The sequence below is a fragment of the Sphingomonas sp. genome, assembly GCF_017745215.1.
Taxonomy (GTDB): domain Bacteria; phylum Pseudomonadota; class Alphaproteobacteria; order Sphingomonadales; family Sphingomonadaceae; genus Sphingomonas.
The window spans coordinates 132,868-151,285 of the sequence record NZ_JAGHZV010000007.1; the positions used below are offsets into that span (position 1 = coordinate 132,868).

The 18,418-nt window shown below is 68.8% G+C and carries 23 protein-coding genes; 9 read left to right on the forward strand and 14 right to left on the reverse strand.

All coding sequences use genetic code 11. From position 1 onward, the window contains the following. The 3 genes from J7495_RS09340 to J7495_RS09350 all read right to left on the reverse strand — a co-directional run bounded on the left by J7495_RS09340 (position 1) and on the right by J7495_RS09350 (position 1,836). Positions 1 to 558: a DUF4337 domain-containing protein gene (locus tag J7495_RS09340; protein WP_294056210.1), complete on the reverse strand. Its 558-nt coding sequence runs from the start codon at positions 556 to 558 to the stop codon at positions 1 to 3. A 9-nt stretch (positions 559 to 567) separates the two neighbouring features. Further along, a complete protein-coding gene (ruvA, locus tag J7495_RS09345) occupies positions 568 to 1,164 on the reverse strand; it encodes a Holliday junction branch migration protein RuvA (RefSeq protein WP_294056211.1) in 597 nt (198 codons plus the stop codon). A 123-nt stretch (positions 1,165 to 1,287) separates the two neighbouring features. Then, complete coding sequence (locus tag J7495_RS09350) at positions 1,288 to 1,836, reverse strand: RcnB family protein (RefSeq protein WP_294056212.1); 549 nt, start codon at positions 1,834 to 1,836, stop codon at positions 1,288 to 1,290. A gap of 119 nt (positions 1,837 to 1,955) precedes the next feature. On the opposite strand from J7495_RS09350, the gene J7495_RS09355 reads away from it, so the two are divergent. Then, positions 1,956 to 2,405: a hypothetical protein gene (locus J7495_RS09355; protein WP_294056213.1), complete on the forward strand. Its 450-nt coding sequence runs from the start codon at positions 1,956 to 1,958 to the stop codon at positions 2,403 to 2,405. Between the two features lies 1 nt (position 2,406). Here J7495_RS09355 and J7495_RS09360 read toward each other — a convergent pair whose 3' ends face one another. The 6 genes from J7495_RS09360 to J7495_RS09385 all read right to left on the reverse strand — a co-directional run bounded on the left by J7495_RS09360 (position 2,407) and on the right by J7495_RS09385 (position 7,094). Continuing rightward, positions 2,407 to 3,087 (reverse strand): PEPxxWA-CTERM sorting domain-containing protein, encoded by a 681-nt coding sequence (locus J7495_RS09360; protein WP_294056214.1) that lies wholly within the window; start codon positions 3,085 to 3,087, stop codon positions 2,407 to 2,409. Between the two features lie 160 nt (positions 3,088 to 3,247). Continuing rightward, a complete protein-coding gene (gene ruvC / locus J7495_RS09365) occupies positions 3,248 to 3,736 on the reverse strand; it encodes a crossover junction endodeoxyribonuclease RuvC (RefSeq protein WP_294056215.1) in 489 nt (162 codons plus the stop codon). Positions 3,737 to 4,001: 265 nt separating this feature from the next. Further along, positions 4,002 to 4,745, reverse strand: a complete 744-nt coding sequence (locus J7495_RS09370; protein ID WP_294056216.1) for a YebC/PmpR family DNA-binding transcriptional regulator — start codon at positions 4,743 to 4,745, stop codon at positions 4,002 to 4,004. A gap of 112 nt (positions 4,746 to 4,857) precedes the next feature. After that, complete coding sequence (locus J7495_RS09375; protein WP_294056217.1) at positions 4,858 to 5,097, reverse strand: DUF2312 domain-containing protein; 240 nt, start codon at positions 5,095 to 5,097, stop codon at positions 4,858 to 4,860. Positions 5,098 to 5,258: 161 nt separating this feature from the next. Then, complete coding sequence (locus J7495_RS09380) at positions 5,259 to 6,602, reverse strand: amidohydrolase family protein (RefSeq protein ID WP_294056218.1); 1,344 nt, start codon at positions 6,600 to 6,602, stop codon at positions 5,259 to 5,261. Between the two features lie 129 nt (positions 6,603 to 6,731). Further along, positions 6,732 to 7,094 (reverse strand): DUF1244 domain-containing protein, encoded by a 363-nt coding sequence (locus tag J7495_RS09385; protein WP_294056219.1) that lies wholly within the window; start codon positions 7,092 to 7,094, stop codon positions 6,732 to 6,734. Positions 7,095 to 7,169: 75 nt separating this feature from the next. Here J7495_RS09385 and pyk point away from each other — a divergent pair, with 75 nt between their 5' ends. Further along, a complete protein-coding gene (gene pyk, locus J7495_RS09390) occupies positions 7,170 to 8,633 on the forward strand; it encodes a pyruvate kinase (RefSeq protein ID WP_294056220.1) in 1,464 nt (487 codons plus the stop codon). Between the two features lie 150 nt (positions 8,634 to 8,783). Here pyk and J7495_RS09395 read toward each other — a convergent pair whose 3' ends face one another. Together J7495_RS09395 and ykgO are read right to left on the reverse strand one after the other, a co-directional pair. After that, positions 8,784 to 9,395, reverse strand: coding sequence for an HAD family phosphatase (locus tag J7495_RS09395; protein WP_294056221.1), 612 nt, complete (start codon positions 9,393 to 9,395; stop codon positions 8,784 to 8,786). A 5-nt stretch (positions 9,396 to 9,400) separates the two neighbouring features. Continuing rightward, positions 9,401 to 9,526 (reverse strand): type B 50S ribosomal protein L36, encoded by a 126-nt coding sequence (ykgO, locus tag J7495_RS09400; RefSeq protein WP_294056222.1) that lies wholly within the window; start codon positions 9,524 to 9,526, stop codon positions 9,401 to 9,403. A gap of 154 nt (positions 9,527 to 9,680) precedes the next feature. Between ykgO and J7495_RS09405 the strand changes: the two genes are divergently transcribed. The 4 genes from J7495_RS09405 to J7495_RS09420 all read left to right on the forward strand — a co-directional run bounded on the left by J7495_RS09405 (position 9,681) and on the right by J7495_RS09420 (position 12,442). Then, positions 9,681 to 10,277, forward strand: coding sequence for a DUF4136 domain-containing protein (locus tag J7495_RS09405; protein ID WP_294056223.1), 597 nt, complete (start codon positions 9,681 to 9,683; stop codon positions 10,275 to 10,277). Beyond that, complete coding sequence (locus tag J7495_RS09410) at positions 10,274 to 11,395, forward strand: M14-type cytosolic carboxypeptidase (RefSeq protein WP_294056224.1); 1,122 nt, start codon at positions 10,274 to 10,276, stop codon at positions 11,393 to 11,395. The genes J7495_RS09405 and J7495_RS09410 overlap by 4 nt, the downstream gene beginning before the upstream one ends. Then, a complete protein-coding gene (locus tag J7495_RS09415; RefSeq protein WP_294056225.1) occupies positions 11,396 to 11,854 on the forward strand; it encodes a GNAT family N-acetyltransferase in 459 nt (152 codons plus the stop codon). Between the two features lie 129 nt (positions 11,855 to 11,983). Next, a complete protein-coding gene (locus tag J7495_RS09420; protein WP_294056226.1) occupies positions 11,984 to 12,442 on the forward strand; it encodes a GNAT family N-acetyltransferase in 459 nt (152 codons plus the stop codon). Here the strand turns inward: J7495_RS09420 and J7495_RS09425 are convergent. After that, complete coding sequence (locus J7495_RS09425) at positions 12,420 to 12,647, reverse strand: hypothetical protein (RefSeq protein ID WP_294056227.1); 228 nt, start codon at positions 12,645 to 12,647, stop codon at positions 12,420 to 12,422. The two genes, J7495_RS09420 and J7495_RS09425, sit on opposite strands and share 23 nt — an antisense overlap. 59 nt (positions 12,648 to 12,706) lie before the next feature. Between J7495_RS09425 and gpmA the strand changes: the two genes are divergently transcribed. From gpmA to J7495_RS09440, 3 genes are all read left to right on the forward strand, one after another. After that, positions 12,707 to 13,393 carry a 2,3-diphosphoglycerate-dependent phosphoglycerate mutase gene (gene gpmA / locus J7495_RS09430; RefSeq protein WP_294056228.1) on the forward strand — a complete coding sequence of 229 codons (687 nt, stop codon included), beginning with the start codon at positions 12,707 to 12,709 and terminating at the stop codon, positions 13,391 to 13,393. Positions 13,394 to 13,461: 68 nt separating this feature from the next. Beyond that, positions 13,462 to 13,941, forward strand: coding sequence for a 5-(carboxyamino)imidazole ribonucleotide mutase (purE, locus tag J7495_RS09435; protein WP_294056229.1), 480 nt, complete (start codon positions 13,462 to 13,464; stop codon positions 13,939 to 13,941). Next, complete coding sequence (locus J7495_RS09440; protein ID WP_294056230.1) at positions 13,938 to 15,008, forward strand: 5-(carboxyamino)imidazole ribonucleotide synthase; 1,071 nt, start codon at positions 13,938 to 13,940, stop codon at positions 15,006 to 15,008. The genes purE and J7495_RS09440 overlap by 4 nt, the downstream gene beginning before the upstream one ends. 206 nt (positions 15,009 to 15,214) lie before the next feature. Here the strand turns inward: J7495_RS09440 and J7495_RS09445 are convergent, their stop codons facing one another. Further along, the gene (locus J7495_RS09445; protein ID WP_294056231.1) at positions 15,215 to 15,514 is read right to left on the reverse strand and encodes a hypothetical protein; all 300 of its coding nucleotides are present in this window, start codon (positions 15,512 to 15,514) and stop codon (positions 15,215 to 15,217) included. A gap of 12 nt (positions 15,515 to 15,526) precedes the next feature. Beyond that, a complete protein-coding gene (locus J7495_RS09450) occupies positions 15,527 to 18,376 on the reverse strand; it encodes a pitrilysin family protein (protein ID WP_294056232.1) in 2,850 nt (949 codons plus the stop codon). Between the last annotated feature and the right edge of the window lie 42 nt (positions 18,377 to 18,418).

Consider the following 18,418-nt stretch of genomic DNA (forward strand, 5'->3'; position numbering starts at 1 on the left):
TCACCCCAGCAGCCCGCTCAGCACGGCGGGGTGGAAGCCCCAGCCGAGGAAGCCGCACAGGCCCATGAACAGGCCGAAGCCGCCGAACAGCCACGCCACCGTCAGCAGCCAGCTCGTCTCGGCGAGCGAGGCGACCGCGGCGATCGAGATGGCGGTGGCGATCGCCGCGTCGCTCGCGTCGAACTGGTCGTCATGGACGTTGAGCGCGTCATATTGCGCGCTCGCCGCCCTGGCCTGTTCGGCGAGCTTCGGCGCTTCGGCGTCGTATTTCGCGATGTCGCGGTCGAGCTGGGCGAGCAGCGGCGCGGCCTTCCCGGGATCGGCGGCGAGCAGCGCGATCTGCTGGCGGCTCGCCTCGGCGACGTGGCGCTTGGTCCGCGTCGCCTGATATTCGTTCCACAGGTCGACCGACTGCGCCTGCGCCGCTTGCATCGCCTGGACGATGTTGCCGTCCTTGATCCCGCACAGCCCGGTGAACACCGAGAGCACCACTACGGTGATCGCGACGAGGCGGTTGAGGCGCTTGTCCTTGGCTTCGGCGCTGACTTCGATTTCCATGGGGCCTCGCTATTTCGCCGCCTTGCGCAGCGCCAGCCGCACCAGCGCATCCAGCGTGGCGCCCGCGCCGAGCTCGTCGTTGGCGGCGGTCACCGCGCTATTCGCTTCAGCGGGCTTGAAGCCCAGGTTCATCAGCGCCGAGACGGCATCGGCGGTCGCGCCGCCCGCCGGGGCCGCGGCAGCGCCGCCCGTGCCGAGCGCGATGCCGCCGGCCTTGTCCTTCAGCTCGTTGACGATGCGCTGGGCGAGCTTTGGGCCGACGCCGTTGGCGCGCGCGATCATCGCCGAATCGCTGCGCGCGACCGCAGTCTGCACCTCGTCGGGCGCGAGCACCGAGAGGATCGCCAGCGCGACCTTGGCGCCGACGCCCTGCACGCCGGTCAGCAGCCGGAACCAGTCGCGCTCGGCCGCGCTCGCAAAGCCCATCAGCCGGATCGAATCCTCGGCGACGAGCATCTCGGTGTGGACCGTGACGAGGTCGCCCACCGCGCCCAGCGCCGAGAGCGTGCGCGCCGAGGCGCCGACCAGATAGCCGACGCCGGCCACGTCGATCACGGCATGGTCCATCCCCGTCGCGGCGAGGCGGCCGTTCAGATGCGCGATCATTGGATCGCCCGCGGGCGGAAAGCTGCGTCCATGCCGGTACATAAGCGGAACATGGCCGCGCGGGAAAGGATTTTCGTGCAGGCGAGGCGTGCGCGGCCCCGAAGGACCGCGCACCGGCGCGGGTCAGTAGAAGGCGCCGTAGATCACGTCGACCACACGACGGGTGCGATATTGCACCAGCAGCAGATCAGGGCCGTAGCGCACCCAATAATAGCCGGGCGGCGGCGGGCCGACGCCGAGCGCCGCCCAATTGGTGTAATAATAGCTGTTCGAGAGGAAGATGCTGGGCAGGATCAGCCCGATCGACCAGCGGCGATAGCCGTAACCGCGCGGATAGCGGAAGGCGGGGCCGTGGACCGGGTGGAAGCTCGGCGGACGGCCGGCGCCGGGGCGGTGCGGCGGCATCGGGCGCGGCGGCTGCGGCGGCCGCGCGACGGGCGGGCGGGCCACCGGCGGGCGACCCTGGGGCGGCCGGGCGACCGGGGGGCGCGGCTGGGGCGGCTGCGGCCGGGTCTGCGGGGGGCGGGCCTGGGGTGGGCGGCCCTGCGGCTGCTGCTGGCCTTGGCCCGGGCGGCGGTCGTGATCGCGGTCGCGGCCATGATCCTGAGCGAGCGCGAGATCGGGAAGAACCAGCGCCAAGGCACTGGCGAGCAAGAGAAGCTTCTGTTTCATCGCATCCTCCTGAGGGGGAGACTCATCCATAGCGCAATCGCTCGGCGTGCACATTGTTCCGCAGGCGGACCTAGCGAAATTTCACGGGCCTCCCATCTGGCACGAACGGGAGGAAAAGGATGATCACGGCAATCATGGTGATGGCGCTGGCGATGCTCGCGGCGGCAAAGGGCACGCCGATCGGCCGGGCGATGCACCGCTGGCTGGTCGAGGCGCCGGCGCGCTGGGCGTCGCGAGTGACGCGCGGGCACGTGCTGCTCGCGCTGCTGATGGTCGCGATGGTCGGCGGCGTGGCCTGGTTCCTCAAGGGCGAAGGCGTACAGCTGATGGGGATGATGGCGCCCGAGGTCGCCGGCTGGCTTTCGATGATCGAAGTCTCGAGCTTGCTCGACGCGGCGCTGGTCGCGGCAATGGCGGCGACGGCGGTGCGCTGGAGCGCGATGGCGTCGATGGTGAAGGCGCGGCTGATGCGACGCGGCGTGGGCCGGGCGCGGCGGACCCGCGCGGTGCGGCGCGAGCGCAAGCCTTCGAACGACGACTCGGACGGAAGGCTGGCGCTCGCGGCTTGAGTCAGGCGAGCCTTTGCCGGAGCCCCGCCGGAACGAGCGCCCGCTGCCGACGCAGCGCGCCGCCGATCAGGAAGAAGCCGCCGAGCAGCATCGCCCAGGTCGCGGGCTCCGGCGCATGGCCGAGCACGCTCAGCGACGGCGTCGCGCCGGAGAAGGCGATGCTGCCGCCGGTCTGGTTGAAATATCGCGCCGGATGCCCGGTATCGAGCGCGACATAGAGGTTTGCGAACCCGCTGGGCGGCACGAGCGGATTGGCAGTGTCGGGGACCGCCACCGTCTGGCCGGGAATGGTGAAGCCATATTCGCTCAGCAAGTCGAGCGAATCGGGGAAGTGGCTCAGCGGCAGGATCCCGAAGACCATGCCGGTGGTGTTGGTCTTCGACGACGCGGTGACGACCGCATAACCGCGGAAGGTGGACGGATCGACCACCACGCCGCCGATCGTGAGCGACAGCGCATTGCCCCGATAATAAGCCGCATCGGAAGCCGCCTTGTGGACCAGCGTGCCGCGATCGAGCTCGAAGACCAGCGAATAGGCGAGCGGCGGCGCGCCGTAGACCAGGGTGCCGGCGTTGGAGCCACTCAACTGGGTGAGCGTGCCGCTCACGGTGATGGTGACGGTGGCCAGTGCCTGCGCGGGGCAGAGCAGCATGGCCAGCAAGGAGAAGATGAAGGCGCGCATTCGAACTCTCCCCTTTCGATCGATGTCGCGAAGACATCGATAGACGAAAATCGAGTCAATCCGAAGTCGTCTTGCGGTGATGGGCGATTTGTTTCCGATCCGTATCGGATTTATCTTCCAGGGTGAGTGGAAGATCTATGCCGTTCCCGATATATTCAGTTCACCGAATCCCGGCGCGCGCGCTCGCCATATGGTGCGCGTGGCAGATCGCTACGGCGAGCGCGTCTGCGGCGTCGGGGCCGGCGATCTTCACGCCAGGGAGCAAGCGCGCGACCATCGCATGGACCTGGGCTTTCTCCGCGCCGCCGGTGCCGACGACTGCCTTCTTCACCAGGCGCGCGGCATATTCGCCGACCTCGAGCCCAGCGCGCGCCGCGGCGGCGAGCGCGACGCCGCGCGCCTGGGCGAGCTTGAGCGTCGACTGGGGGTTGGCGTTGACGAAGATTTCTTCCGCGGCGGCGGCCTGGGGAGCGTGCTCGGCGATGAGCGCGCCAAGCTGAGCGTCGAGGTCGGCGAGCCGCCGGGGCAGTGTAGCCTTGGGATCGGTAGTCAGCCGGCCGTTGGCGATGTGACCCAGCCGATTGCCCTCGGCGCGGACGAGGCCCCAGCCGGTGGTGCCGAGGCCGGGATCGAGGCCGAGGATGATCATGGGCGCTCGCGAAGGCGCCGAGGCGCGAAGAAGGAAGATGGTTTCGCGCGGAGACGCAAAGACGCAGAGAGGCTCGGATTTGCGCGAAGCGCCGGAATCACCCCGGCGCTTGAGCGAATTGCGGCGCTCGGGAAACGCCTGCCGCTTGCGGGGCCGGCGAACGCCTCTGCGTCCCTGCGTCTCTGCGCGAACCAGAAAAAGCTCGCGCCCTCGCGCCTTCGCGTGAACGGCGATCGTCCCCCAGCGAGCCGGGGGAGGAATGGGATCAACCCAGCTTCTCCATCACTTCGTCGGCGACTTCGTAATTGCCCCAGACGGTCTGGACGTCGTCGTCGTCGTCGAGCGTGTCGATCAGCTTGAACAACAGCGCCGCCTCGTCGGCGCCGACGTTGACCATCGTCTGCGGGCGCCAGGCGAGCTTGGCGCCTTCGGGCTCGCCGAGCACCGGAGTCAGCGCGCGCGTGACTTCGTGGAGCGCGTCCAGCGCGGTCCAGATCTCATGGCCCTCCTCGTCCGATTCGACGTCCTCCGCGCCTGCCTCGAGCGCGGCTTCGAACACCTTCTCGGCGTCGCCCGCGCTCGCCGGATAGGTGATCAGCCCCATCCGGTCGAAGCCATGGCTCACCGAGCCGCTCGCGCCGAGGTTGCCGCCGTTCTTCGAGACGGCCGTGCGCACATTGGTCGCGGTGCGGTTGCGGTTGTCGGTCAGCGCCTCGATGATCAGCGACACGCCGCCGGGGCCGAAGCCCTCGTAGCGGACCTCTTCGTAATTCTCGGTGTCGCCCTTGCTCGCCTTGTCGATCGAGCGCTGGATATTGTCCTTGGGCATCGACTGCGCCTTGGCGGCGTTGATCGCGGCGCGCAGGCGCGGGTTCATGTCCGGATCGGGCAGACCCATCTTCGCCGCGACGGTGATTTCGCGGCTGAGCTTGGAGAACATGCCCGAGCGCTTCTTATCCTGCGCGCCCTTGCGGTGCATGATGTTCTTGAATTTGCTGTGGCCTGCCATTGATCCGAATCCAGAATTCCCGTTCGGGCCTCGCGCCCGGTTTCTCCCGACCTGCGGTTAGAAGAAAAGCCGGCCCCAAGACAAGTTGGCGGGGGGGAGAGCGCCGAAGCGCTCAGGCCATCCCGAGCGCCTGGCGATAGGTCTCGAGCAACGCATCGGCCTCGTCGCGCGCGTGCTTCTCCATCTTGCGCAGGCGGACGATGCTGCGGATCGTCTTGGTGTCGAAGCCGGTCGACTTGGCTTCGCCATAGACGTCCTTGATGTCGTCGGCGATGCCCTTCTTCTCCTCCTCCAGGCGCTCGATGCGCTCGATGAGGAGGCGAAGCTGATCGGCGGCGATGATGTCGCTCATTGGGATATCCTGTGACGAGTCGTGAATGATGTTTCCGTCATCCCGGCGAAAGCCGGGACCCAGAGTCGCGAGCAATGTCCTGCGTGGCCCTGGGTCCCGGCTTTCGCCGGGATGACGGATGGAACGCGCCCTCTAGGCGATGCGGCGGGGCCCGCGCAACCTCACTCCGCCGGGAATGGCTGGCGCTTGCCGCCAAGCTTGTGGACAATCCCGTGGCGCATCACGAAGTCGATCCGCTCGAGCTGGCGGACGTCCTTGAGCGGGTCGCCGGGGACCGCGATCAGGTCGGCCCATTTGCCCGGCTCGATGCTGCCGATCTCGCCCTTGCGGTCGAGTGCGTCGGCGGCGTTGACCGTCGCGGCGGCGATCGCCTGGCCGGGCGTCATCCCCGCCTTGACCAGCAGCGCGAACTCCCTGGCGTTGTCGCCGTGCCTCGAGACGCCGGTGTCGGTGCCGAAAGCGATCTTCACGCCCGCGCGGATCGCGCGGCTGTGGCTGTCGAACGCGGCGGCCGCAGCCTGCTCGGCCTTGGGCAGCACCGCGGCGGGCAGCACCCCGGCGCGGGCATTGGCGAGCGCCGTCACCGGGGCGAGCATCGTCGGCACCAGCCAGGTGCCGTGCGACTTCATCGCGGCGATGGTGGTGTCGTCGAGGAAGGTGCCGTGCTCGATCGTGTCGGCACCGGCGTTAACTGCGGCGAGCGTGCCGGCGGCGGCATGGCTGTGCACCGCGACCCTGCGGCCGAAGCTGTGCGCGGTCTCGACGATCGCCTTCATCTCGTCCGAGGTCATCTGCTGGCCGAGCCCGCCCGCGACGTTCGAGAGCACGCCACCGGTCGCGGCGAACTTGATCACCTGCGCGCCGAGCCCGACCTGGGCGCGGACCGCGCGGCGGCAATCGTCGGCGCCGTCGCAGGTGTTGACCTGATGGAGGTGGACCGCATCGGCCCAGGGTTCGGCGAGGCCGTTGGCGTCGTCGCCGTGCCCGCCGGTGATCGAGATCATCTCGCCGGCATTGACGATCGTGGGCCCGTCCACCGCGCCGCGGGCGATGCCGTCGCGCAGCGCGCGGATCAGCCGCGGCGGCGCACTCAGGTCGCGCACGGTGGTGAAGCCGGCCTCGAGGTCCTTGCGCGCATCCTCCTCGGCGATGATCAGCGAATCGCCGTCGTCCTGGGTGATCGCGTTGAGGCGCTCCTTCATCGGATCGCCTTCGCTGAAGAGGTGGACGTGCAGGTCGATCAGGCCCGGGAGGACGAAGGCGCTGCGCAGGTCGACAAGCGTGGCGCCGGCCTCGGGGGCGACGAAGCCGTCGCGGACCTCGGCGATCCGGCCGTCGCGGATGACGACCGTGCTGGGCCCGCGCGGTGCACCGCCGGGCTTGTCGAGAAGCGCGCCCGCCTGGACGTAGACGGTCTTTGGCGCGGGCGTGTCGGGCGCCGCGGTCTGGGCGAAGGCCGGCGTGGCGGCGGCGAGCGCGGTGGCGAGCAGCAGGCTGCGGATCATATTCCCCCTCCGTCACCCCGGCCTCGTGCCGGAGTCCACCCAGCCTGACCGGCTGGCCTCAAATCTCCTTTCCTTCCCTTGCCTCCCGGTGTGCCCCGGCACAAGGCCGGGGTGACAATAAGGAGGAAATCAGCGCCCCGGCTCGGTCATCGCCGGCGGGTCGCTGGCGGGGAAGCTCTCGTCGAGCGCTTCGTCGAGCGCGTCGTTCTTCGCAACGCTCGCTTCCATCCGCGCGATCTGGTCCGGCGTGGCTTCCTTCTGGAAGCGTGCCTTCCATTCCTCCGGCGGCATGCCGTGGACGATCGCGCGCGCATCGGCCTTGGAAATCGAGGGGTCCGCCTCGACGATCCAGTCGGCCAGGCAGTTGCGGCAGAAGCCCGCGAGGCCCATCAAGTCGATGTTCTCGGCGTCGCTGCGCTTCTGCAGGTGACGGACGAGCGTGCGGAAGGCTGCGGCTGCAGTCCGGTCGTCCAGCGTGTCGAGCGACGGCATAAGGGCTCCTCCGTGGGTTGATTGACGCGCATTAGTAGGTAGAGGCGGCCTCGCAATATCCAAGGACCGACAGCGATGACAAAGGCCATCAGCCCCCGATCGCGCAAGGTGCGCGTGCTGGCGACGCTGGGCCCCGCGAGCGCCAGCCCCGAGATGATCGAGCGGCTGTTCGAGGCGGGTGCCGACGCCTTCCGCATCAACATGAGCCACGGCGACCAGCCCTCGAAGCTGCCGCTGTTCGAAGCGATCCGCGGGCTCGAGAAGCGCTATGGGCGGCCGACGACGATCCTCTCGGACCTCCAGGGCCCCAAGCTGCGCGTCGGCCGGTTCGCCGAAGGCAAGGTCACGCTGGTGACCGGCCATGAATTCACCTTCGACCGCGACTCGGCGCCGGGCGACGCACGCCGCGTCGAGCTGCCGCACCGCGAGATTTTCGAAGCGGCCGAAGAGGGCGCTCGGTTGCTGCTCGACGACGGCAAGCTGGTGCTGCGCGTGATCAGCCATTCGGCCGACCGGATCACCGCGCGTGTCGAAGTCGGCGGGCCGCTGTCCAACTCGAAGGGGCTGAACGTTCCCGATATGGTGCTGCCGATGGCGGCGCTGACCGACAAGGACCGCAGCGACCTGAGCTTTGCCTGCGAGAACGGCACCGACTGGATCGCGCTCAGCTTCGTCCAGCGGCCCGAGGATTTGATGGAGGCGCGGCGGCTGATCGGCGGCAAGGCGGCGCTGCTCGCCAAGATCGAGAAGCCGAGCGCCATCGCGCGGCTGGAGGAGATCGTCGAGCAATGCGACGGGGTGATGGTGGCGCGCGGCGACCTGGGCGTCGAGCTGCCGCCCGAGACGGTGCCGCCGCTGCAGAAGCGGATCGTCGAGACCGCGCGCAAGCAGGGCCGGCCGGTGATCGTCGCGACGCAGATGCTCGAATCGATGATCGAGAGCCCCTCGCCGACGCGCGCCGAAGTCTCGGACGTCGCGACCGCCGTCTATGACGGCGCCGATGCGATCATGCTCTCGGCCGAAAGCGCGGCGGGCAAGTGGCCGGTCGAATCGGTCGCGATGATGAACTCGATCGCCGATGCGGTGGAGCGCGACCCGGCGCACGGCGACCGCGTCCACTTCACCGTGACGCGGCCCGACCCGACCACGGCGGACGCGCTGGCCGAGGCGGCGAAGAACATCGCGAAGACGGTGTCGGCCTCGGCGATCGTCTGCTTCACCAGCTCGGGCTCGACTGCGCGGCGCATCGCGCGCGAGCGGCCGTCGGTGCCGATCATGGTGCTGACGCCCAAGCAGGAGACCGCGCGGCGGCTGGGGCTGCTGTGGGGCGTGCACGCGGTGCATACGCGCGACGTGGGGTCGTTCGAGGAGATGGTCGCCAAGGCCAAGCGGATGGTGCTGCGACAACATCTAGCGGCGGCGGGCGACCGGGTCGTGCTCTGCGCGGGCGTGCCCTTCGGGACGCCGGGCTCGACCAACGTGCTCCACGTGGTGCGGATCATGGGCGACGAGCTGAAGAACTACCGCGGCGAGGGGTGAGGGGTCAGCCCTCGGAGCAGCACCCTACAGCCGTCATCCCGGCGAAAGCCGGGACCCAGGGTTGCAGAGGATGTCGCTCGTGGCCCTGGGTCCCGGCTTTCGCCGGGATGACGGTTTATGGGGGCGGCCGTAAATCGCTTTCCCAAGACCTCAGTCCAGCAGCCCCAGACCCTTCAGCTCCGCCCGCAGCGCCTGCGCTCCGACGAACAGGATGGCATGCATCCCCACCGCGCGCGCGCCTTCGACATTGTCCTCGCGGTCGTCGATGAACACCGCCTCGTGCGGTTCGAGCCCGAAACGGGCGAGCGCCAGGTGGTAGATCGCGGCGCCGGGTTTCACGAGCTTCTCGTCGCCCGAGACGACGATGTCGCGGAAGCGGTCGAACAGGGCCTGCGTTTCGCGGAAGGGCGGCCAGAACTCGCCCGAGAAGTTCGTGATCGCGAACAGCGGCACGCCGGCCGAATCGAGGTCCTCGACGATCTCGCGCATTCCCGGCAGCATCGGGCCCAGCGTCTCGTTGAAGCGCGGGCCCCAGGCGGCGATCAGCTCCGCATGCTCTGGATGCGCCGCGCTCAGCTCCGCCGAGGTCTCGGCGAAGGGGCGGCCCTCGTCATGCTGGAAGTGCCAGTCCTTGGTGACCACGTCGCGCAGAAACGCTTCGAGCGCCCGATCGTCCCCGATCAGGCGCTCGTAGAGATAGCGCGGTTGCCAATCGAACAGCACATTGCCGACATCGAAGACGACGGCGTGCGGTTCGGGCACGCTGCTCAGCCCTGGCGGGCCTTGAAGCGGCGATTGACCTTGTTGATCACGTAGATGCGGCCACGGCGCCGGATCACGCGATTCTCGCGATGCCGCCCCTTGAGCGACTTGAGGGAGTTGACGATCTTCATGACCGATTCGCTTCTCGAATTCTGGTGTGTGCGGAAAAGAGGCGCTCGCCTATAGTCGGGCGGTCCCCAAGTCAAGGAAATCCGGGCGGGAACCGGGACCTTGCGGCAGGGTTGAGCGAATCACTTGTTTCGCGTCCGAAAGAGGAGCCGTGCCATGCGTCTGTATACCCTGTCCGCCCTGGTTGCGGGCGCGCTGCTGGCGAGCGGCTGCACGACGACGATGCGCGCCGGGCCGGTCGACGTGACGCGCTATCACCTCGGCAATCCGCTGGCGCCGGGCACGGTGAAGGTCGAGCCGGTGTCGGACGCAACGACGCTGAGCCTTGAATTCCAGAGCTATGCGGCGGCGGTGCGCGATGGGCTCGCCCGCCAGGGCTTTACCCCGGCTGCGGAGGGCGCGCCGACCGACTATGTCGCCGCGGTCACCTTCGTGCGCACCTCGCGCGGCTACGCGCGCAAGCCGCCGCCGGTGACGATCGGGCTCGGCGGCGGCAGCTATGGCAGTGGCGGCGGAGTCGGCGTGGGTGGGAGCTTCGGCATCGGCGGCGGCCGCGTCGAGCTCGTCTCGACCGAGCTGCGCGTCCAGTTGAAGCGCACCACCGATCAGACGGTGGTATGGGAAGGCCGTGCGGTGACCGACGAAGCGATCGGCGCCAACGGCCAGTCGACCCAGGCGACCGCGGCGCGGCTGGCGGAGGCAATGTTCAAGGGCTTCCCCGGCGAGAGCGGCATCACTATCACAGTCAAATGACCATCCAGATCAACGCCGGTTTCGACAGCGGCAACATCCGCGTCGTGGGGACTGAGGGCGACCGCATCGACCTCGAGATCGTCAAGGATCATCTCTCGGACTTCTACCAATGGTTCCACTTCCGCGTGGCGGGGGCGGAGGGGCGCACGCTCACCTTCCGCATCGTCAATGCGGGGAGCGCGGCCTATGCCTTCGGCTGGCCGGGGTACAAGGCGCGCTGGAGCACCGACCGTGAGGCGTGGCGGCTCGCGCCCGAGACGAGCTATGCCGAGGGGGTGCTGAGCTTCACGCATGCGATCGAGGACGACCTGATCTGGTTCGCCTATTTCGCGCCCTATTCGATGGAGCGGCACCATGACCTGGTGAGCCGTATCGCGCTGAAGCCCGGCGTGACGCTCCGCCAGCTCGGCACCACGCTCGACGGCCAGCCGCTCGATTGCCTGACGATGGGCTCCGGAAGCAAGCAGGTGTGGCTCTACGCCCGCCAGCATCCCGGCGAGACGATGGCCGAATGGTGGATGGAAGGCGCGCTCGAGAAGCTGACCGATCCGGATGACGCGACCGCGCAGGCGCTGCGGGCCAAGGCGACGATCCACGTCGTGCCCAACATGAACCCCGACGGATCACGGCGCGGGCACCTGCGCACCAATGCCGCGGGGATCAACCTCAACCGCGAATGGCATGCGCCGACGCTCGAGAAGAGCCCCGAAGTGCTGTGCGTGCGGAACGCGATGGACGAGACCGGCGTCGACTTCGCGATGGACGTCCACGGCGACGAAGCGATCCCGGCGAACTTCCTCGCGGGCTTCGAAGGCATCCCCAGCTGGACCGACGCGCTCGGCGAGAAATTCTACGACTATGCCCGGCGGCTGGCGGCAGCGACGCCCGAGTTCCAGCTCGACCTGGGCTATGAGAAGTCGGCGCCGGGGCAGGCGAACCTGTCGATGTCGACCAACCAGCTGGCCGAGCGCTTCGGCGCGGTGTCGATGACGCTGGAGATGCCGTTCAAGGACCACCAGGTGAACGCCGACGCCGAATATGGCTGGTCGCCGGTCCGCTGCAAGGCGCTGGCGCATGCGTGCCTGGAGACGCTGGCGGGGATGATCGACGAGATCTGAATGGAGATCCGCGACGGGGGCCTTGACGAACCGGCGGTGATCGAGCTGCTGCGGCTGCATGCCGCGGGGATGCTAGAGAATTCGCCGGCGGAGAGCTGCCATTTCCTCGATCTCTCGGGATTGAAAGTCCCTGAGGTGAGCTTCTGGAGCGTCTGGGAGGGCGAGGCGCTGCTCGCGATCGGAGCGCTGAAGGCGCTCGATCCGGCGCACGGCGAGATCAAGTCGATGCGGACCGCGCCCGACCAGCTGCGCAAGGGCGCGGCGGCGGCGTTGTTGCAGCATATCCTCGATGTCGCCCGGGCTCGGGGCCATGCGCGGCTGAGCCTCGAGACGGGGTCCTCGCCCGCGTTCGTGCCGGCGATCGCGCTCTACCAGCGCTTCGGCTTCGAGGACTGCGGGGCGTTCGGCGACTATCCCAGGGACGATCCGTTCAGCCGGTTCCTCACGCTGACCCTCTGACAACGCGAGCAATTCGACACTTTTGCCCGATCGTGGCCCAAATGTCGCAATCGCAATCGACAAGCTTGTTACGCTTACGTTACCGTCAAGCGAATCAGACCAAGGTCGCTCGGGGGATCGAAGGCCCAGATGGAAATCCGTGAAGGGGGGCTGGACGATCCGGCCGTCATCGAACTGCTGCGGCTGCATCTCGAAAGCGTGCGCGCCAATCCGACGCCGGGCGGCGCGCATGTGCTCGACCGCGCGGCGCTGAAGGCAAACGACATCACCTTCTGGAGCGCGTGGCGCGGCGACGAGCTGATCGGCTGCAGCGCGATCCGCGAGTTCGAGCCCGGGCACGGCGAGATCAAGTCGATGCGCACCGCGCCCAACCAGCTCCGCCGCGGCGCGGGGATGGCGCTGATGGCGCATATGCTCGGCGTCGCGCGCGAGCGGGCGTACAAGCGGTTGAGCCTCGAGACCGGCGCGACCCCCGAGTTCGAGGCGGCGCAGGCGCTGTACCGGCAGATGGGCTTCACCTATTGCGGGCCGTTCGGCGCCTATCGCGACGACCCGATGAGCAAGTTCATGACGCGGGTGCTGCTCTAGCCGTCCACCAGCGCCGCAGCGCCACCAGCGACCACACGCCCTCGACCAGCCCGAACGGCCAGGCGCCCTGGAGGAAGCCGTAGACCGAGCCGAGCGCGCAGGCCGCCGCGAAGCCGAGGATCCACCACGGCGAGCGCGCTTCGAGCGCGTAGCAGAGCAGCATCGCGCTGACCGCGAACAGGCCGAACCAGGTGAGCGCGTCCATCGCGTCGTCTCCTCCTCCCCTGGTTGACAGGGTGCGGCGCGGCGAACAAGGGAGCGGCCATGCCAAAGCTCGTCCTGATCCGTCACGGCCAGTCGGCCTGGAACCTCGAGAACCGCTTCACCGGCTGGTGGGACGTCGACCTGACCGAGAAGGGCGAGCAGGAAGCCTGGGACGCGGGACTGCTGATGAAGGAGAAGGGGCTCGACTTCGACCTCGCCTTCACCAGCTTCCAGACGCGCGCGATCAAGACGCTGCACCTGGCGCTCGAGGCGATGGCCCGGCTGTGGCTGCCCGAGGAGAAGAGCTGGAAGCTCAACGAGCGTCACTATGGCGGGCTCACCGGGCTCGACAAGGCGGAAACGGCCGCGAAGCACGGCGACGAGCAGGTCAAGCTCTGGCGCCGCAGCTTCGACGTGCCGCCGCCGCTCCCCGAGGAGGGCAGCCCCTGGGACCTCTCCAAGGACGTGCGCTACCATGGCGTCGCGATCCCGCAGACCGAGAGCCTGAAGGACACGATCGCGCGGGTGCTGCCCTATTGGGACGAGCGGATCGCGCCCGAGCTCAAGGCGGGCAAGCGGGTGGTGATCGCGGCGCACGGCAATTCGCTGCGCGCGCTGGTCAAGCACCTCTCGGGGATCTCGGACGCCGAGATCACGGGCCTCGAGATCCCGACCGGGCAGCCGATCGTCTATGAGCTCGACGAGGGGCTGAACGAAGTCGAGCGCTATTATCTGAGCGAGCGGTGATCTTCAGAGAGGTTGCCCTCTCCGCGCGCCCTGACTAGGAACCTCGCTTTCCGCGAACGGGGCAGGGCATGACACCGCTGGTCGGCATCATCATGGGCAGCACTTCCGACTGGGAGACGATGCGCCATGCCGCCGAGGTGCTGGGCAAGCTCGAGGTGGCGCACGAGACCAGGGTCGTCTCGGCGCACCGCACGCCGCAGCGGCTCTACGACTATGCGACCGGTGCCGCGGCGCGCGGGCTCAAGGTGATCGTCGCCGGCGCGGGCGGCGCCGCGCACCTCCCCGGCATGGCGGCATCGATGACGCATTTGCCGGTGCTCGGCGTGCCGGTCGAGTCCAAGGCCCTGAAGGGTCTCGATAGCCTCTATTCGATCGTCCAGATGCCCGGCGGCGTGCCGGTGGGAACGCTGGCGATCGGCAAGGCGGGCGCGATCAACGCGGGGCTGCTCGCGGCATCGATCCTCGCGCTGGGCGACGAAGGCCTGTCGGCGCGGCTCCAGGCATGGCGCGCCGAACAGACCGCGAGCGTGGCGACCGATCCCGAATGAGCGCGATCCCCCCGGGCGGCACGATCGGCATCCTGGGCAGCGGCCAGCTGGGCCGGATGCTCGGGATGGCGGCGGCGGCGCTGGGCTATCGCATCCATGTCTACGCCCCCGACAGCGGGCCGGCGTGCGATGTCGCGGCGAGCTTCAGCCAGGGCGGCTGGGACGACGCGGTGGCGCTCGGCCGGTTCGCCGCGGGGTGCGACGTCGTCACCTATGAGTTCGAGAATGTGCCGGTGGCGCCGCTCGAAGGCGTCGCGCGGCACGTCCCGCTCCGGCCCGGCACGCGCCCGCTCGAAGTCGCGCAGTCGCGGTTCGACGAGAAGCGCTTCGTCCAGGCGCTGGGCGGCACCACCGCGCCGTTCCGGCTGGTCGAGAGCGAAGGCGCGCTGGCGGCGGCGATCGCCGAGCTCGGCTGCCCCGCGATCCTCAAGACCAACCGCATGGGCTATGACGGCAAGGGCCAGGCGCGGATCGTCGAGCCCGGCGACGCGGCGGCGGCCTGGGCGGCGGTGGGCGGCCAGCCTTCGGTGCTCGAGGGGTTCGTGACCTTCGCGCACGAATTCTCGCTGCTCGTCGCGCGCGGGGCGGACGGCGAGACGGTGACCTATCCGGTGCCGTGGAACGAGCATCGCGGCGGGATCCTCCACCGCTCGAGCGTACCCGCGCCGGCCGAAGTCGAAGCGCAGGCTGGCGCAGCGGTGAAGCTTGCGGTGCGCGTGGCGGAGGCGCTGGACTATGTCGGGGTGCTGGCGCTCGAGTTCTTCGTGACCGCGGACGGGCCGGTGTTCAACGAAATGGCGCCGCGCGTGCACAACAGCGGGCATTGGACGATCGAAGGCGCGGAGACGTCGCAGTTCGAGAACCATGTCCGCGCGATCTGCGGATTGCCGCTGGGGGTTACCGGGCTGACCGGCGCGCGCGTCGAGATGATCAATTTGATCGGCACCGATGCGGCCGATTGGGAAGCGCTGCTGGAGGAGCCGGGGGTGCACCTCCACCTCTACGGCAAGCACGAGGCTCGGCCGGGGCGCAAGATGGGGCATGTGACTAGGGTCTGGCGTTCCTGATGGCCGTCATCCCGGCGAAAGCCGGGACCCAGGGCCGCGAGCGATGTCCTTCGTAACCCTGGGTCCCGGCTTTCGCCGGGATGACGAAGAAAGAGCTTTCGCCGGGATGACGAAGAAGGGATGGCGCGATCCTCCCGCCCGCCAAAACCAAAGGGCCCGCCTCCTTCCGGAAGCGGGCCCTTCGTTCGTTCAGCCCTCAGGCGATGTCAGGCGCGCGTGCCCGTGATCGGGAAGCTGCCGAACATGCCCGCGGTGACGGTGCCGCTCAGGTTGTCGCCGTCGATCTTCACGTCGAAGTCGAGCGTCATCGGCATCGGCACGGTGATGTCGAACTGGCCGGTCAGCTGGTCGCCGTTGACCTTGCCGTTCTTGACCTCGGTGGTGCCCATCCCGCCGGCATAATTGCCGGTGAAGGTGCCGCCGCTGCTGCTGACCGTCAGCACTGCCGCCTGATCGCCCATCGGCGACTTGGTGACCGTGTTCCAGCTGCCATCCACATTCGCCATCGTCCGCTCTCCTCAGTTGCCGGCGCCGGCCGGCTTTGCCGGGATCACTTCGACCGTCAGCCCGAGGCCGTCAAGCTGCGGCTTGACCTTCGCCGCATCGCCCACGACCACCCAGACGAACTTCGACGGGTCCAAAGCCGAGCGTGCCGCAGCGTCAAGCTGGGGTCCGGCGAGCGCGCGATATTTTTGCGCGATCGAGTTGTAATAATCGTCCGGGCGCTTGAGCAGGTCGTTGGTCTGCATCGCGCCGAGAACCGCGCCCGAAGTCTCGAATCGGCCCGCAAGCTCGCGGACGTCGCCGTTGACCGTGCGGGTCAGCTCCTCGGGAGTCACGCCGGCGGTGGTGAGGAACGCCTTGGTGATCTCCATCAGCGACTTGATCGATTCGCCGGTCTTGTCGGCCTGGACCGGGGCATTGATGACATAGGGCACCGCCCGCTCGAGGCGCGAGAAGCCGCCGCGGGCGCCGTAGGACCAGTGCTTGTTCTCGCGCAGGTCCATGTTGATGCGCGAGAGGAAGCCCGAACCGAGCACTTCGTTCGCGGTCAGCACCGGCAGCAGCTCGTCCGAGGGGACGAGGCTGGTCATCTGGCCGGCGAGGATCAGCGACTGCGGCGAATTGGGCCGGTCGACGAGCACGATCTTGGGCGCGGCCGAGACCGGCGCCGCGGCGAAGGCCTTGACCCCCGCCGGGCCTTCGCCCTGCCAGCCGCCGAAGCGCTTCTCGAACGCCGCCTTCACATCGGCGAGCGGCAGGTCGCTCACCACGAAGATCTTGGCCTTGTCCGGGCGGATCCACGCCTTCTTGAACGCGATCAGGTCGTCGCGGGTCAGCGCCTTGACCACCGCCGGATCGCCCGAGCCCGCGCCGAGCTTGGCGTAGGGATGGTCGGGGCCGTAGAGCAGCCCCGGCATGGTGCGGCCGCCCAGCCCCTCGGGCGAGGTCATCTCCTGCGCGATGCCGGTGAGCAGCGTGGCGCGCAGCCGCTCGACTTCGGCCGGGGCGAAGGCCGGGTTGAGCACCACGTCCTGGAACAGGTCGAGCGCGCCGGCGAGGTTGGGGCTCGGCACGTCGAGCGAGAGATAGGTGCGGTCGGCCGAGCTGCCGCCGCCGATGTCGGCGCCGTAGCGCTCCTTCTCGGCCGCGAGCTCGCCCGAATCGCGCGTCGCCGTGCCTTCGTCGATCAGCGTGAGCATCAATTGCTGGGTGCCGAGCTTGCCCGCCGGATCGGCCGCAGCGCCGGCGTCGAAGCTCATCACCGCCTGGGTGACCGGCACCGCGGTGCGGTGCGCATAGACGATCTCGATGCCGTTGCTGAGCTTGGTGCGCTCGACCGCGGGGAAGTCGAGCTTGCCGTCGCCCACCACCTCGGGGAGCGGCCCGCGCGTGCCCTTGACCTTCTCCTGCGCCGGGCCGGTCGCCTTGGCGACGGGCTGGGCCTCCTCATAGGCGCCGCGGTCGCCCGGCTCGACGAGCACGGTGAGCGCGGGGCGCGTGAGCCACTTGGCCGCGGCGGCCTTCACGCTCGCCGGCGTGACCGAGGCGACCGCCTGGAGCTCCTTCTTATAATGGAGCGGATCGTTCGAGTAGAGCTCGCCCTGCGCGAGCGCGACGGCCTTGCCGCCGAAGCCGCCGACCGATTCGAGGCCCTCGATCGTGCCCGCCGCCGAGGTGGTGGCGACGCGCTGGACCTCGTCCGCGGTCGGGCCGGTCTTGATCAGGTCGGCCATGATCTCGTCGAGCCGCTTGCTCACCGTCGCGACGTCGACGCCGGGGCGCACGACGACCTGGACCGTGAAGATGCCGAGCTGCGACATCGACTGGACGCCGGCGCCGGCCTGGACCGCGAGCTTCTCCTGGCGGACCAGGATGTTGTCGAGCCGCGAGCTGGCGAGCCCGCCGAGCACGCTGCCGAACACGTCGAGCGGTGTCGCGTCAGGGTCGTTGAGGCCCGGCACCGCCCAGGTGCGCAGCAGCAGAGTCGCGGCGACGCGGTCCTTGATCGCCACCGTCTTCGGCGCGGCGAGCGTGGGGATCGGCACGTTGGGCTTCACCGTCTCGGGCCCGCGCGGGATGCCGCCGAAATATTTCTCGACCAGCGGCTTGGCGGTCTTGAGGTCGATGTCGCCGGCGAGGACGAGCACCGCGTTGTTGGGGCCGTAGTGGCTGGTGAACCAGGTCTTCACGTCCTGGAGGCTCGCCTTGTCGAGGTCCGACATCGAGCCGATCGGCGTGTGGCCATAGGGGTTGCCCGCCAGCAGTTCGTCGAGGACCTTGTAGTAGACGAGGCCATAGGGGCGGTTGTCGTTCTGGCGCTTCTCGTTCTGGACGACGCCGCGCTGCTCGTCGAGCACGTCCTGGGTGATCGCGCCGGTGAGCCAGCCCATGCGGTCGCTCTCGAGGAACAGCGCGCGCTCGAGCGCGGCGGTGGGGACGGTCTCGAAATAATTGGTGCGGTCGAAGCTGGTGGTGCCGTTGAAATCGGTGGCGCCGACCTGCTTCAGGGGCTCGAAGAAGTCGTTCGGCGCATTCTCCGAGCCGTTGAACATCAGATGCTCGAACAAATGGGCGAAGCCGGTCTTGCCCGCGGGCTCGTGCTTCGAGCCGACGTCGTACCAGACCGAGACCGCCACGATCGGCGCCTTGCGATCGGTGTGGACGAGGACGCGCAGGCCGTTGGGCAGCGTGAATGCCTGATAGGGGATGTCGACGCGCTTCACGAGCTCGGCGACCGGCACCGGCTTGGCGAGCGGCGCCTTGGCGGAAGCAGCGGCGGGCGCGGGCGTCGTCGCGGTCTGGGCGAGCGCGGGCGTTGCGAGCGCGACGGCGAGTGCGCTGCACGAGAGAAGCAAGGATTTCATGAGTCGAGGGTCCCCGGGGATTGCGATGGCGCGACCATAGCG